The sequence below is a fragment of the Methylocella sp. CPCC 101449 genome (genome assembly GCF_031921685.1).
GTDB lineage: Bacteria > Pseudomonadota > Alphaproteobacteria > Rhizobiales > Beijerinckiaceae > Terripilifer.
In genome coordinates, this window is record NZ_JAPDHU010000001.1 from 1,139,564 (window position 1) to 1,153,705 (window position 14,142).

General features: G+C 62.0%; 15 protein-coding genes and 1 riboswitch. Of the genes, 6 read left to right on the forward strand and 9 right to left on the reverse strand.

What is annotated here, in order from left to right; genetic code table 11:
• Nucleotides 1-72: 72 nt before the first annotated feature.
• From OIM99_RS05160 to OIM99_RS05185, 6 genes are all read right to left on the reverse strand, one after another.
• Complete coding sequence (locus OIM99_RS05160) at nt 73-582, reverse strand: OsmC family protein (protein WP_311849258.1); 510 nt, start codon at nt 580-582, stop codon at nt 73-75.
• Nucleotides 583-599: 17 nt separating this feature from the next.
• Entirely contained in the window at nt 600-1,382 is a 783-nt protein-coding gene (locus OIM99_RS05165) for an ABC transporter ATP-binding protein (protein WP_311849259.1), read from the reverse strand.
• Nucleotides 1,382-2,179: an ABC transporter permease gene (locus OIM99_RS05170; protein WP_311850352.1), complete on the reverse strand. Its 798-nt coding sequence runs from the start codon at nt 2,177-2,179 to the stop codon at nt 1,382-1,384. Before OIM99_RS05170 ends, OIM99_RS05165 begins: the two co-directional genes overlap by 1 nt.
• A 79-nt stretch (nt 2,180-2,258) precedes the next feature.
• Nucleotides 2,259-3,233 (reverse strand): aliphatic sulfonate ABC transporter substrate-binding protein, encoded by a 975-nt coding sequence (locus tag OIM99_RS05175; protein ID WP_409371472.1) that lies wholly within the window; start codon nt 3,231-3,233, stop codon nt 2,259-2,261.
• Between the two features lie 30 nt (nt 3,234-3,263).
• A riboswitch (SAM riboswitch) is annotated at nt 3,264-3,341 on the reverse strand.
• Nucleotides 3,342-3,419: 78 nt separating this feature from the next.
• Nucleotides 3,420-4,358 (reverse strand): methylated-DNA--[protein]-cysteine S-methyltransferase, encoded by a 939-nt coding sequence (locus OIM99_RS05180; RefSeq protein ID WP_409371500.1) that lies wholly within the window; start codon nt 4,356-4,358, stop codon nt 3,420-3,422.
• Nucleotides 4,359-4,465: 107 nt separating this feature from the next.
• Nucleotides 4,466-4,963 (reverse strand): DUF2244 domain-containing protein, encoded by a 498-nt coding sequence (locus OIM99_RS05185; protein WP_311849261.1) that lies wholly within the window; start codon nt 4,961-4,963, stop codon nt 4,466-4,468.
• Between the two features lie 41 nt (nt 4,964-5,004).
• Between OIM99_RS05185 and nth the strand changes: the two genes are divergently transcribed.
• Nucleotides 5,005-5,748 carry an endonuclease III gene (gene nth, locus OIM99_RS05190; protein ID WP_311849262.1) on the forward strand — a complete coding sequence of 248 codons (744 nt, stop codon included), beginning with the start codon at nt 5,005-5,007 and terminating at the stop codon, nt 5,746-5,748.
• Between the two features lie 161 nt (nt 5,749-5,909).
• Here nth and OIM99_RS05195 read toward each other — a convergent pair whose 3' ends face one another.
• Nucleotides 5,910-6,719, reverse strand: a complete 810-nt coding sequence (locus OIM99_RS05195) for an undecaprenyl-diphosphate phosphatase (protein ID WP_311849263.1) — start codon at nt 6,717-6,719, stop codon at nt 5,910-5,912.
• A gap of 240 nt (nt 6,720-6,959) precedes the next feature.
• On the opposite strand from OIM99_RS05195, the gene OIM99_RS05200 reads away from it, so the two are divergent.
• From OIM99_RS05200 to OIM99_RS05220, 5 genes are all read left to right on the forward strand, one after another.
• Entirely contained in the window at nt 6,960-7,652 is a 693-nt protein-coding gene (locus OIM99_RS05200) for a glutathione S-transferase family protein (RefSeq protein ID WP_311849264.1), read from the forward strand.
• Nucleotides 7,550-8,785, forward strand: coding sequence for a tRNA epoxyqueuosine(34) reductase QueG (gene queG / locus OIM99_RS05205; RefSeq protein WP_311849265.1), 1,236 nt, complete (start codon nt 7,550-7,552; stop codon nt 8,783-8,785). The genes OIM99_RS05200 and queG overlap by 103 nt, the downstream gene beginning before the upstream one ends.
• A 110-nt stretch (nt 8,786-8,895) precedes the next feature.
• The gene (locus tag OIM99_RS05210) at nt 8,896-9,774 is read left to right on the forward strand and encodes an NAD-dependent epimerase/dehydratase family protein (RefSeq protein ID WP_311849266.1); all 879 of its coding nucleotides are present in this window, start codon (nt 8,896-8,898) and stop codon (nt 9,772-9,774) included.
• 9 nt (nt 9,775-9,783) lie between these two features.
• Nucleotides 9,784-10,761, forward strand: coding sequence for a glutathione S-transferase family protein (locus OIM99_RS05215; RefSeq protein WP_311849267.1), 978 nt, complete (start codon nt 9,784-9,786; stop codon nt 10,759-10,761).
• A 17-nt stretch (nt 10,762-10,778) separates the two neighbouring features.
• Nucleotides 10,779-11,249 carry a hypothetical protein gene (locus tag OIM99_RS05220; RefSeq protein WP_311849268.1) on the forward strand — a complete coding sequence of 157 codons (471 nt, stop codon included), beginning with the start codon at nt 10,779-10,781 and terminating at the stop codon, nt 11,247-11,249.
• 60 nt (nt 11,250-11,309) lie between these two features.
• Here OIM99_RS05220 and OIM99_RS05225 read toward each other — a convergent pair whose 3' ends face one another.
• Both OIM99_RS05225 and OIM99_RS05230 read right to left on the reverse strand, forming a co-directional pair.
• A complete protein-coding gene (locus tag OIM99_RS05225; RefSeq protein WP_311849269.1) occupies nt 11,310-12,227 on the reverse strand; it encodes a GNAT family N-acyltransferase in 918 nt (305 codons plus the stop codon).
• 105 nt (nt 12,228-12,332) lie between these two features.
• A complete protein-coding gene (locus tag OIM99_RS05230) occupies nt 12,333-14,054 on the reverse strand; it encodes an ATP-binding protein (protein ID WP_311849270.1) in 1,722 nt (573 codons plus the stop codon).
• Between the last annotated feature and the right edge of the window lie 88 nt (nt 14,055-14,142).

A 14,142-nucleotide genomic window follows, 5' to 3' on the forward strand; every position in this document is an offset into this window, starting at 1 on the left:
GGCTTCAGACCTCGACGAGCCTCGATACACTGACAGGAGCTTCGGTCGCCTTCAAGGAGACCCCGCGCGGGATCAAACGCGCGAAACGTTAAGGGCCAGTTTCGGCGGCTTGTTCAAGGTCTGGAAGATGACGCAGTAACGCTCGGTGAGTTTGATCAACGAGTCGATCTTGTCCTGCGGCGCATCGGTGTCGAGATCGAAAGACAGCCTAATCTCGCGGAAGCCGACCGGCGCATCCTTGGCGACGCCGAGCGTGCCGCGAAAATCGAGATCGCCTTCGGCCTTCACAACGCCGGCCTTCACGGGAATTTCAAGCGCGGTGGCGACTGCCTTCAACGTCACGCCAGCGCAAGCAACAAGCGCTTCCAGCAACATGTCGCCAGAACAGAATTCCGCGCCTGAGCCGCCGGTCGCCGGGTGCAGGCCAGCGACCGCCAAAGCGCGGCCGGTTTCGACCTTGCAGGCGATCTTCGATTCATCGATCGAGCCCTGCGCCTTCAAGGTGATTAGAGCCGTATCGGGGCTATCCTTGTATTTATCCTTATAGGGCGCCTGCATGGCGCGAAGGGAGGCGGAATCCATCAGTCAACTCCTCAAAACTACCAGGATGCACCGGACGGCACTGATATGCGCCTCGGCGATGAATGGGGATTGCCGAGCGAACCGTCAAGCGCCGCCAGGATGGCGCGTTTGGCCTCGGCGAAATCATGCGACAGGCGATCGCGCGGACGCGGCAGATCAATCGGAATGTCCTTGAACACCCGGCCGGGGCGCGGCTGCATGACGATGGCGCGATCGGCCAGGGCGGCGGCTTCCTCGACATCATGGGTGACGAGCAGCAAAGTCGGCCGGTGCGCCTCCCACAGAGCGAGCAGATGATCCTGCAGCGAGGCGCGGGTCAACGCGTCAAGCGCCGAGAACGGCTCGTCCATCAGCAGCACTTTCGGGCGCGCCACCAAGGCGCGCACGATGGCAACGCGCTGCGCCTGCCCGCCGGAGAGTTCGCGCGGCCAGCGCGGGCCATAGCCGGCGAGACCGACGCGCAGCAGTGCTTCATCGACACGCGCATCGCGCTCGGCCTTGGGCAGATGTTCGACACCGAAGGCGATGTTCTGCGCCACGGTAAGCCAGGGCAGCAAGCGCGGTTCCTGAAAGACGATGCCGACATCGGGATGCGGCGCGGAAATGATATCGCCATCGACGGCGACGCGACCACCGCTCGCCTGTTCGAGGCCGCTGGCGAGACGCAGCAGAGTGGTCTTGCCGCAGCCCGAGCCGCCGACCAGAGCAACGATCTCGCCGGGTGCCACACCCATGGTGACGTCGGAGAGCGCTTGCGTCCCATTGGCGTAAATCTTGGAGAGGCGATCGAGGGTGAGCATCACACCGTCCGCGCGAAAGAATCCTGCCAGGTCAGCAGCGGCTTCGTGCCCAAGACCAGCAGCCAGTCGAGCACTTTGCCGAGCACGGCGAAACAGAGAATGGCGGCCAGAATCTGCGCCGGCTTGCCGAGCTGCTGGCCATCGACCAGCAGATAGCCGAGGCCTTCCGAAGCGCCCATGATTTCGGCGGCAACGACGAACATGAAGCCGAGGCCGAGGCCCGAGCGCAGCGCCACGATGTAATCGGGCAGAATAGCCGGCAGCAGAATGCGCCGCGCCAATTGCCAGCGCGACAGACGGAAAGCACGACCGACTTCGACGATCTTGCGATCGACATTGGCGATGGCGCCCATGACACCGAGATAGACCGGGAAGAAGACGCCGAGCGCAATCAGCGCGATTTTCGAACTCTCGAAAATGCCGAGCCACAGAATGAACAGCGGCACCCAGGCAAGCGAGGGTATGGCGCGCAGCGCCTGCAAGGTTGGATCTAGAAAGCGGCGTGCGGCCGAGGATGAACCCGTCAGCGCGCCAAGCAACGTGCCGGCGATAGCGCCGAGGCCGAAACCGAGGGCGACGCGCAGCAAGGTGGCGGTGATATGGGTGAGCAATTCGCCACTGGCTGCCAATTCCCACAAGGCCGCGAAAACGCGGCTGGGCGGTGGCAACAGACGCGCCTCGAAAATGCCGAGGCGCGCTGTGATTTCATAGAGAACCGCCGCGCCGACCGGAAGGACGAGGCCGAAGAGCCAGCGCGGGCTGGGCACGAATGCGCACTGACGATCGGCTGTCTCGATCTTCTCAAGCGTTCCCGCTTCACTCACCGCACCACTCCTCCCGAGTGCTTGGCCAAGTGTTTGGCCAAGTGTTCAGGCGCTACTGCCCTTTCGGCGCGAAACTGGTGTCGACGAGAGACGATACGGCGGCCTTCACATCGACATCGGCTTTGATGACCCCTGCCTTCTGCAAGGCGAGGCCCGCTTCCTGGATCGTCTCGGCGACTTTACCATCGATCGTCGCATTGCTGAGATCGGTCCGCTCAAGCTGTTTGGCGATGACCGCTTCCGGCAATTTGGTCTCGGCGACCAGCAGCTTGGTCAGTTCGGCCTTGTTCTGCACGGCCCACTGGCGTGCTTCTTCATAGACCTGATTGACGCGGCGGACGATGCCGGGGTTCTGCTTGGCGAAATCCTCGCGCGTATTGAGCACGCCCCAGGTGTTGGCGGCGGCGTTGCGATAGAACAGTTGCGCGCCGTCCTCGACTTCCGCCTGCGCCATGATCGGATCCAGGCCGGCCCAGGCGTCGACGTCCTTGCGGATGAGCGCGGTCTTGCCATCGGGATGCTGCAACAGAACGAGGCGCACGTCCTTTTCGGTGAGGCCGGCGCTGTCGAGCGCGCGCACCAGGAAGATGTGCGGATCGGTGCCGCGCGTGACCGCGACTGACTTGCCCTTCAGGTCGGAAATCTTGGTGATGCCGGTGTCGGGGCGCGTCACCAGGGCCGTCCATTCGGGGCGCGAATAGAGGCCGATCGATTTGATGGGATTGCCGTTGATCTTGCCGATCAGCGCGGCGGCACCGGCCGTGGAGCCGAAGTCGAGCGAGCCGGCGTTGAGGAATTCGAGCGCCTTGTTGGAGCCGGCGGAGAAGACCCAGCGGATGGCGATGCCATCGGCCGCGAATTCCTTCTCCAGCAGTTTCTTTTCCTTCAGCACCAGGGAGAGCGGGCTGTAGGTCGCCCAATCGACGCGGATCTCTTTGACCTGCGCGAAAGCGGGTGCGGCCAAAGCCATAAGGGCCGTGGCCGACAAAATGAGACGACGGGAAAATTTGGGCGAAAATTGTGTCATGACGGTCCTCACGGTTTGCGCGGACGCGTCCCGTGAGACCGGCCGGCGCTTTAGCTGCATTTTTTCCGCGCCCGCAAGCTGCGAGCTCAAATCGGCGCGTGGATGTTTTATGAGACGATATGTTCTTTATGTCAAACAAAACATCCTGATATCGGAATAGAATATTTCCACTCCGATATTATGTTATTAAGTAATCGAACCAACCTGTCCGGCTTCCCAGCCGATGATCGCCCGCTTGCGGGCCAAGCCCCAGTGGTAGCCGGTCAGCTCGCCGGTCGAGCCCAGCACGCGATGGCAGGGCACGACGAAGGAGATCGGATTGCGACCGACGGCCGCCCCGACCGCCCGCGCGGCTTTCGGCTTGTCGATGTGGCGGGCGATCGAGGAATAGGTGGTCGCCTTGCCGAGCGGGATGCGCAGCAGGGTTTCCCACACCCGCACCTCGAAATCGGAGCCGATCAGGACGACACGCAACGGCCGGTCGGCACGCCATTCCGTCGGATCGAAGGCGCGGCGCACATAATCGGCCGCCGCCGCATCGTCGCGGACATAGGTGGCATTGGGCCAGCGGCGCTGCATGTCAGCGAGCGCGCCTTCGCGCCCGCCCGCCGGCTTGCCGTTGGTGCCTGCCGTACCGGGCGCGGCCTTCTGGTCGACCCAGCCGAGGCCGGCGAGGCCGCGCGGCGTGAACACCGCCAGGGCTTCGCCGAACGGCGAGGTATGGAAGCCGTAAGTCAGCACCAGGCCTTCGCCGCGGGATTTATATTCGCCCGGCGACATCGCCTCGTGGGTGACGAAGAGATCATGCAGGCGGCCCGGACCGGAGAGACCCACTTCATAGGCGGTGTCGAGTACCGAGGCCTGATCGCGCAGCAAACGCCGGGCATGATCGATGGTCAGCGCCTGCAGGAAGGCCATAGGCGTGAGGCCAGCCCAACGCTTGAACAGATGAGCGAAATGCGAGGCCGACATGCCGAGATGCGCGGCGATATCCTCCACCGAAGGCTGATCCTTCCAGTTCAGGGTCAGATATTCGATGGCGGCGCGGATGCGGTTGTAATCATTGGTGTCGGGCGCGATCTGCACGGTGCCGGGGGCACGCAGGTCGATCGGGCGGGCGCCCATCGGAAGATCAGGTTGCAGGGTCATGGTTCTGGTCCTTGTGTCTGGCCCGTAACATGGCCCCCTCCCGCCCCTGCCGCCACCCGAAAACCGCGACGGTTCAGGGATATTCAATTATAGCGGGGACCACGCTTGGCCTCCGCCAGCGCCCGCGCCAGTTCGTTGGCATATTGCTCGCGTGCTTCCGGCCCAAGCCAGATGGCGACCTCGATGCGCCGGCCGCGCGTCACCAGCGCAATATGCTCCAGGCCGAAATCCTCGTCCTCCTGCCGCTCCAGCCGCACCCAGAGCGGGTTGAGCCGCCATTCGTGCCGTTTGCCGCGATGGCTGACGCGCTCGATATGCAGCAGCACCGGCGTCAGGGTGACATCCTCATAGGCGTTGGCGGCGCGGAAATTGGCCCGGAAGGCGAAATAAAAGATCAGGACGTCGACGCCCATGAAACCCGCCACCGGCCAGGCGCCCATGATGACGAACGGCAGGGTGACGCAAAACGAGAAAGCCGCGAAAACCATCAACAGGCGATGGAAACCGCGCCGGTCGAGCGAACGATGCGGCACGGTGCGGCGTGCGAAAATCTGTGTGTCGCTGGGATGGATCGCGGTCACGACGCTCGCGGCCTCCAATTCCTCTCTAATATAGACGGATCATGCCCGCGAAAAAATCCACTTCCGCAGCGCCGAAACGACGCTCCTCGAAAGCCCCGGCGGCGGTGCCGACGGTTCTCGGTAAAAGACCCGCAAAACCCGGCAAAAAACCGGTCAGCGCGGCGATCATTCACAAAATTTTTGAACGGCTTCGCGAGGCCAATCCAGAGCCGAAAGGCGAGCTGGACTATGTCAATGTCTACACGCTGCTGGTGGCCGTCGTGCTGTCGGCACAGGCGACCGACGTCGGCGTCAACCGCGCCACGCGCGGCCTTTTCGCCGTCGCCGACACGCCGCAGAAAATGGTCGCCTTGGGCGAAGAAAAAGTGCGCGACTATATCAAGACGATCGGCCTCTATCGCAACAAGGCCAAGAACGTCATCGCACTCTCACAACAATTGATCGACCAATATGGCGGTGAAGTTCCGCGCACGCGCGAGGCGCTGGAGACCTTGCCCGGCGTCGGCCGCAAGACCGCCAATGTGGTGCTGAACATCGCCTGGGGCGAAGAGACCATCGCCGTCGACACCCATCTTTTCCGCCTCTCCAACCGGCTGCGTCTGGCCCCCGGCAAGACGCCACTCGAAGTGGAACTGGGGCTTGAGAAAGTCGTGCCGAAGGAGTTTCGTCGCCACGCCCATCACTGGCTGATCCTGCATGGGCGCTACATCTGCAAGGCGATCCGGCCGGAGTGCGAGAAATGCGTCGTCGCCGATTTATGCACGTCGGGCGATAAGCGGATTTAATGCGCGACCGTCCTGCCGTCATTGCGAGCGCAAGCGAAGCAATCCAGGAGTCAAAGCGTGTAGCCATAGACGTAAAATGCCTGTTTCAGAGGCATTTCTTGACGTCCTACCACGCGCCCTAGATTGCTTCGTCGTTGCACTCCTCGCAATGACGGTGGGCTCTAGCGCACCGGCACGAAGTAGAGCCCGATCCAACCCAGGATGCCGACGATGATGCGCCACCAAGCGAAGAGCTTGAAGCCGTGGCGCGAGACATAGTTCAAGAAGCCGCGCACGACGACGAGCGCCGAAATGAAAGCCGCGACAAAGCCGATGACGATGAGCGCGACGTCGTTGAATTCGAGAATCTTGTAGTTCTTGAACAGATCGTAGGCAAAGGCGCCCGCCATGGTCGGCATGGCGAGGAAGAAAGAGAATTCCGCCGCCGCGCGCTTCTCGGCGCCCATCAGCATGGAGCCGACGATGGTGGCGCCGGAACGCGACACGCCCGGCACCATGGCGAGGCATTGGAAGAGACCGATCTTCAGGCACATCATCGGCGGGAAATCCATCACATCGGTGAATTTGCTCTTCAGCGGCATGTCCTCGACCGCCAGAAGAACGAGACCGCCGGCGATGAGCGTGGTGCAGACGATCATCGGATTGAACAGCACGTCCTTGATGAAGTTATGCAGCAACGCGCCGATGATGGCGGCCGGCAGAAAGGCGATCAGAATGCCGATGACGAAGGAGCGGGCTCTGGGATCGCTGGGCAGGGCCAGCAGGATCGACCAGAGTTTTTTGAAATAGACGATGAGAATGGCGAGGATGGCGCCGAGCTGCACCAGCACCTCGAAGGTCTTGCCCTTCGACTCGAAGCCGAGGAAATGGCCGATAAGCAGCAGATGGCCGGTGGACGAAACCGGCAGAAATTCGGTGAATCCTTCGACCACACCAAGGATCAGCGCCTTGATGGCTTCAATCGTGGACATCAGGAAGGGCCTCGGCGCGGAATCGAAGGGTCTACGGCCGCAGATACGCTCAGTCCGCGAATCGCGCGCACCGCAGCTCAAGCCTCTATAGTTGAAGCCACCATTATACCAAAGCCATGACGGTTAACCGGAACTTAACCTAGGGCCTATGCATTTTAAATAAAGTCTGGCCTTGCGCCTGTCTCCTCCTGCATAGATCTCACCCGTGTTCGCGTCGCGGTCCCCAAATCATTGTTGCTCATGCCCGTTCTGTTTCATCATCCGCTTTGTCCTCATTCGCGCTTTATCCGCATCGCTCTCGCCGAATATGGCTTAGAGCCCGAGTTGATCGAAGAACGAGCTTTCGAACGGCGGAATGAATTCCTGATGATCAATCCGGCGGGCGAGACGCCGGTTCTGGTGGAACCGTCGCAACTGGCCATACCGGGTGCCGGCAACATCGCCGAATATCTCGACGAGGCCTATGGCGCCCATCTGGGCGGGCACCGCCTGCTGCCCCAGGACCCCGCCGGGCGGATCGAGGTCCGCCGGCTGATGGACTGGTTCAACGGCAAATTCTTCGCCGAAGTGTCGAATTTTCTCGTCACGGAGAAGATCTACAAGCGCTACATGACCGCCGAGGCCGGCGGCGGCGCCCCCGATATGGACGCAGTGCGCGCCGGACGGGCTAACATCCGCTATCATATGGCTTATATCGGCTGGCTGACGGCCAAACGGAAATGGCTGGCCGGCGACATGATGACCTATGCCGATCTGGCGGCGGCGGCGCATCTGTCATGTGCGGATTATCTGGGCGACGTGCCATGGACCGAAGACGACACGGCGAAGGAATGGTACGCGAGGATCAAATCGCGACCGTCGTTCCGCGCCCTGCTGAACGACCGGGTGCCGGGCATGACGCCGGGGCCGGCCTACGCCAACCTCGATTTCTAAAACCATCCTTCATCGACGCCCTGCGCCAGCGCGCCGCCGAACTCGGTTTCGATCAGTGCCGCATCGCCGCGCCCGACGCCATTCCCCAGGCCCCTGCCCGCCTCAAGCAATGGCTCGGCGAGGGCGCTCATGGCGACATGGACTGGATGGAAGAAACGGCCGATCGGCGCAGCGATCCGCGTGTGCTGTGGAGCGAGGTGCGCAGCGTCATCGTGCTCGCCGTCAATTACGGGCCTGACACCGATCCACTCGCCTCGCTCGATCAGACCTCGCAAGCGACCATCTCGGTCTATGCGCGCAATCGCGACTATCACGAGCTGATCAAAGGCCGGTTGAAAATGCTGGCGCAATTTCTCGTCAGCCGCGCCGATGCAGAGACCGACGTGAAGGTCTTCGTCGATACGGCGCCGGTGATGGAGAAGCCGTTGGCGGCGGCCGCCGGTATCGGTTGGCAAGGCAAGCACACCAATCTGGTGTCGCGCGATCATGGCTCTTGGCTGTTCCTCGGCACGATCTTCACCACGCTGCCTTTGCCCATCGATCCGCCCGAGAGCGATCACTGCGGTTCGTGTCGGGCTTGTCTCGATGCCTGTCCCACCAACGCCTTTCCCGCGCCCTATCGCCTCGATGCGCGGCGCTGCATCTCCTATCTGACCATCGAATACAAAGGGCATATCGACCGGCAGTTCCGCACCGCCATGGGCAATCGCATCTATGGCTGCGACGATTGCCTGGCCGCCTGCCCGTGGAACAAATTCGCCGCGGCTTCGCGCGAAGCCAAGTTTCAGGCGCGCGACGACCTGCTGGCGCCGCCACTCGCGGACCTCGCTGCGCTCGACGACGCCGCCTTCCGGAGCAAATTCTCCGGCAGCCCGATCAAGCGCATCGGTCGCGACCGTTTCGTGCGCAACGTGATGATCGCCATCGGCAATTCCGCCGACGCACGCCTCATCCCGACGGCCCGCACCGGGCTTGACGATGCCGCGCCAGTGGTCCGCGCCATGGCCGTGTGGGCGCTGCAGCAACTCTTGCCAGCGCAACAATTCGCGGAGCTCCGTCAGCATCATCATGCACAGGAGTCGGATTCCGCTGTGCTTGCGGAATGGGCAGCGAATGCTACAAGTCGTACATGAGCTAGGCCGCAGCGGGCCTTCTCACTTGAAATGGCCGCCCAGGTCTGGCGAACTTGGTACGTCCGGCGAACTTGGCTGGCCGCAAGGATATTTGGAGCATCTCGATTGCGATGAACCTTTTCGTATTCGGCCTCGGTTATTCATCAGTTCATTACATTCACAAGCACGCGCCTGATTTCGACAGCATTGCTGGCACCGTCACCACCGACAAGAGAAAGGCTGAACTGACAGCCTCAGGCATCAAGACCTATCTGTTCTCGGACGACGGTGCGGACGAAGGCATTGTCGAAGCCCTCAGTGAGGCCGACGTTGTCCTCGTCTCCGTTCCACCAGGTGAAGCGGGCGATCCGGTGCTGGCGAAATTCGCTTTGCCGCTGACGCGCTCAAAACGTCTGCGCAAAATCATCTATCTGTCCACGGTCGGCGTTTACGGCGATCGCCAAGGCGAGTGGGTCGATGAAGGCACGGCGCCGCTGACGACGAATGCGCGCAGCCTGATGCGGCTTGCGGCGGAAAATCTCTGGCGCGCCGTGGCGCGCGAAGGCAAGCGCAGCCTCTATATCCTGCGCCTCGCCGGCATCTACGGCCCCGGCCGCAATGCGCTGGTGCAATTGCGCGATGGCAAGGCCAAGCGCCTGGTCAAGAAAGATCAGGTCTTCAATCGCATTCATGTCGACGACATCGCCCAGGCGATCGCCAAATGCGTAGCGCGCGACAGGAGCGGCGAAGATCTGCTGCTCAACATCGCCGACGGCCATCCGACGCCGGCGCAGGACGTCGTCACCTATGCGGCGAGCCTGATGCAGGTCGAACCGCCGCCGGTGATCGACTTCGAAACCGCCGAACTTTCCGAAATGGCGCGCAGTTTCTATGCCGAATGCAAACGCGTCTCCATCGAAGCGGCGCGGTTCGAACTTGGATTCGAGCCAATCCACCCCACCTATCGGGAAGGGCTAGAGACCTTGTGGGAAGCCGGCGAAGGCCGATAGGAGAGTGCGATGGGCATGCTGATCGACGGCAAGTGGGAAGATCAACCGCTCATCGCGGCGGCCAACAAGGGACGCTTCGTGCGTCGCGACAGTTCCTTCCGCAATTGGATCACGGCCGATGGCCGTTCCACGGATGGTCAACCGGGATACAAGGCCGAGCGAGGCCGCTATCATCTCTATGTCGGCTATGCGTGCCCGTGGGCGCAACGCACGCTCATCATGCGGGCACTGAAAGGGCTCGAAGACGCCATCTCGGTTTCCGTGGTGCATTGGCTGATGCTGGAAAACGGCTGGACCTTTGCGGAAGGTGACGGCGTGGTTGCAGATCCCGTGGCCCATGCCGATTTTCTTTATCAGGTCTATAACCGCGCCGATCCGACCTATACCGGGCGCGTGACCATTCCGGTGCTCTGGGATTTGCAGACCGGTACCATCGTCAACAACGAATCCTCCGAAATCATCCGCATGCTAAGTACCGCTTTCGACGGCATCGGCGCGACGCCCGGCGATTATTATCCGCAGGCCCTGCGCGCCGAGATCGATGCGGTCAACGAACGCATCTATACGACGCTGAACAATGGCGTCTATCGCGCCGGCTTCGCCACCACGCAGCAGGCTTACGAAGAAGCGGTGGTGCCGCTGTTCGAAACCCTCGATTTCATCGAGGAGCGTTTGAGCCGGCAGCGCTATCTCTGCGGCAACGTGCTGAGCGAAGCCGACATCCGCCTGCTGACGACGCTGCTGCGCTTCGATGCGGTCTATTATTCGCATTTCAAATGCAACAAGCGCCGTATCGTCGACTATCCCAACATCTGGGGCTTTACACGCGATCTGATCCAGCGGCCGGCCATCGCCTCGACCTTCCGCCTCGATCATTGCAAGAAGCATTATTACGGCAGTCACTTGCAGGTGAACCCGACCGGCATCGTACCGATTGGACCCGACATCGACTTTGCCGCGCCGCACGATCGCAACCGGTTCGGCTGAACATTTTGGAGAAGGCGATGCCGGTTCGCCGCTATCAGTTCGACCTGTTCGCCGATTATTTCCAGCTCTATCTGGAGGACGAGCGCGCGGACATCGATCGATCCATCGACTGGAACGACGAAGTGATCAATCGCATGTTCGCCGCCGGCGAAGGCTTCGTGATGATCGGCACCGTACGCAATATGACCGTACCGCTGACAATCGAAATCCTCGACAGCGAGCCTGCCACCGACTTCGAAACATGGGACCATGTGGCCGAGTGCCATCTGGCCGTCGTGTCGGACCGGCTCGTCATCAGCGGCTGTACCGACTATCTGCCCGATGCGCCGCGCGTCGCGGTCGAACCTGGCGACTATCGGGTGCGCCTCTCCTATGGCGATTTAAATACGCTTTCAGAAGACGGGCTTGAGGGCGACGATCATTATCGAGTGCAAGTGTGGCGCGCGCCGCCGGCAGCGCCGCGCATTCTCAAACAGCGGCCGCTATAGTTTTGACGCGTTTTCTTCACGCAAACCGGCATCCACTTCGCTCGAAAACGCTATGCCGCTTTAAGCCGCGATCTCGTTGGCCGGCGGATTGCCGCCGCCGAAGTGATCGATATAGCGCTCATCGATATTGGCGACCGGCAGGACGATCAGGACGTCCGTGGTGCCGAACTGATGATCGATGACGGCGCCATCGCCGATCATCGCGCCCAGGCGCAGATAGCCCTTGATCAAGGTCGGCAGCACCGCCAGTGCGCGGCGCGGCGAGACCGCACCATCAGCCAGCATCGCCATGTCGACGCGGCGATCGTCAAGCGCGCGCACGGCCCACTCCGCCGGCACGCCGGCTTTGTAATGCAGGAGCGACAGCGGCGCAGCGATCTTCGCCGGATCGACCGTCTCGAACGAAGCGCAGCCGATCATCACATCGATATTGTGATGGCTGACATACATCCAGATGCCACGCCACAACAGTTCCAAAGTGCGGCGGGCACGATATTCCGGCAGCACGCAGGAACGGCCGAGTTCGAGAAAGCGTTTTTCGACATGACGCGTCAGCAGCGGCGCGACATCGAATTCCTGAGCGCTGTAGAAGCCACCGTCGCTCTTGCGCGGATTTTGCCGCAGCAGCCGATAGGTGCCGACGACCTTCGGCTTGACGCGGCCATAGCGCGATTTCGCCGCGTGATCGACGACGATGAGATGATCGCAGGCGACATCGAAGGGACAGACATCGCGGCGGCGCAATTGCGTCGTCCGGTCGGCTTGAGCGGAACCTTGTTCGAAGAACACCCGGTAGCGCAGACGCTGCGCCTTGCGGATCTCCTTCCTGGTCACGGCGAATTTCAGTTCCAGCGAACCAACCCGCGCCAGCGATTCCGGCAGGCCGTGCAGATCGCGGACGATGCGGCGCTGCGGAACGAATGCACTGACAAGACCGGCGAAACGCTGCACGCCCGCTCGTTCACTTGTCGGTTTCATTGTGAAATCCCCGATCCCATGATTCGCCCCATGTAACCAGAAGCCATCCAGATCGGAAGAAATTATGACGATTTTCCGTCGTTCTTGTTACAGCGCCAGAATCCTTCAGGCGCGGGCGACCTGACGCTTGGGCAAAATGGCCGATGCCAAGTGGTCCGGATCGATCGGTTTAGTCAGGAAATCATCGATTCCCGCCTCCAGCGCGGCACGACGATCTTCCTCGAACGCATTGGCGGTCAGTGCGACAATACGCGTCGGCGTGACACCCGCCTCGTTCTCGAGCCGCCGGATCCAGCGCGACGCATCGATGCCATCGAGGCCGGGCATGCGAATGTCCATCAAGATCACGTCGAAACGGGAGCGATCGCCGCGCAAGGTGCGGCTGACGATATCGACAGCTTCGATGCCATCGACCGCGTGAGTGGTCTTGGCGCCGATGCGCTCCAGATGTTTGCGCGCCACGAGCGCATTGATCTCGTTGTCCTCGACCAACAACACATGCAGCTCGATCTGCGGCTTGGTGCTTGCTTCAACCTTGTTCGCCGACGTGCTGCCGGCCATCTCGCCGCGCAGACGCGCAATCAACGACGTGGTACGGACGGGCTTGACCAACCAGCCGTCGAAACCGGCCAGCGTATTCTGCGCCGTCGTGCGCCGTTCAAACGGCGAGAACAGAATGAGGCTGCGCTCGACACCAGCGGCGCGTGTCGCCGCGATGCTTTGGCGCAAAACGTCTTCACCCAGAGCGCAGTCGACGATCGCCACATCGGGCGTAGGCTTGTGCGCCAGCACGGCGCGCAGCTCTTCGATCGTCTCGGCGCGCAGGGTTTCCGCACCCACCGCCACCAGCCGTTCACCGAGATAGCTCGTTTCGAACGGCGCGCGACCGACGACGAGCACGCGACGTCCCCATAAAGGCGGCGCTTCGATCCTCTCCTGATCGGACGCTGCCGGCAGATCGACCTCGAAAGTGAAGATGGAGCCGCTGCTATCCGTGCTTTCCAGGCGCAGATCGCCCTGCATGTGATCGATGATACGCCGTGAAATAGCGAGGCCGAGGCCCGAACCACCGTGGCGGCGCGTCGCCGAGCCATCGCCTTGTTCGAAGTCCTCGAAAATCGTCTCCTGCTGATCGGACGATATGCCAGGCCCCGTATCGGCCACCGAGAAGATCACGCGGCTGCCGGACTTCCTGGCGACGCGTAGGCCGACGCCGCCGGTCTCGGTAAATTTCACCGCATTGCCTGCAAGATTGATCAGCACCTGGCGCAGACGCGCCGCATCGCCGATCAGGCGGCGCGGCACGCCAGGCTCGATCATGGCGGCGATGCCGACACCTTTATCTTGAGCACGCGGCGCCAGCAGTTCGGCGACGCCCTCGACCAGGGTCACCACGTCGAAGGGTTCGTTGGCCAGTTCGAGCCGGCCCGCTTCGATGCGGGAGAAATCGAGAATTTCCTCAATCAGATTGGCGAGCGCCGTGCCCGATGTGTGGATCGCCTCGACATAGGCGCGCTGTTCGGCCACCAGGGGGCCGTGACGCAGCAGGTCGGCCATGCCGAGAATGCCGTTCAGAGGCGTGCGGATTTCGTGGCTGACGGTGGCGAGGAAGCGCGACTTGGCCTCGTTGGCGGCCTCGGCCCGATGCCGGGCGGCGGCGGCTTCCTTCAAAGTCCACAATTCGTCTTGGAGCTTTTCGAACCGGGCTTCATCGAGCGACCGTTCCGGCGGCTTGCCCTGGCCGCTCGCCCGATGGACGGCCCAGCCGATCGCCGCCCCCAGAAGGGCGGCGCAAAGGCCGATGACGCTGATCACAAACCCAGACACAACCAAACCGAGCCCCCAACGCCAGCATGGCCTGGACCTTAACTGGCCCGACGCCACGCTGGATCGCCTAGGTTGAAAAACCGTTGCT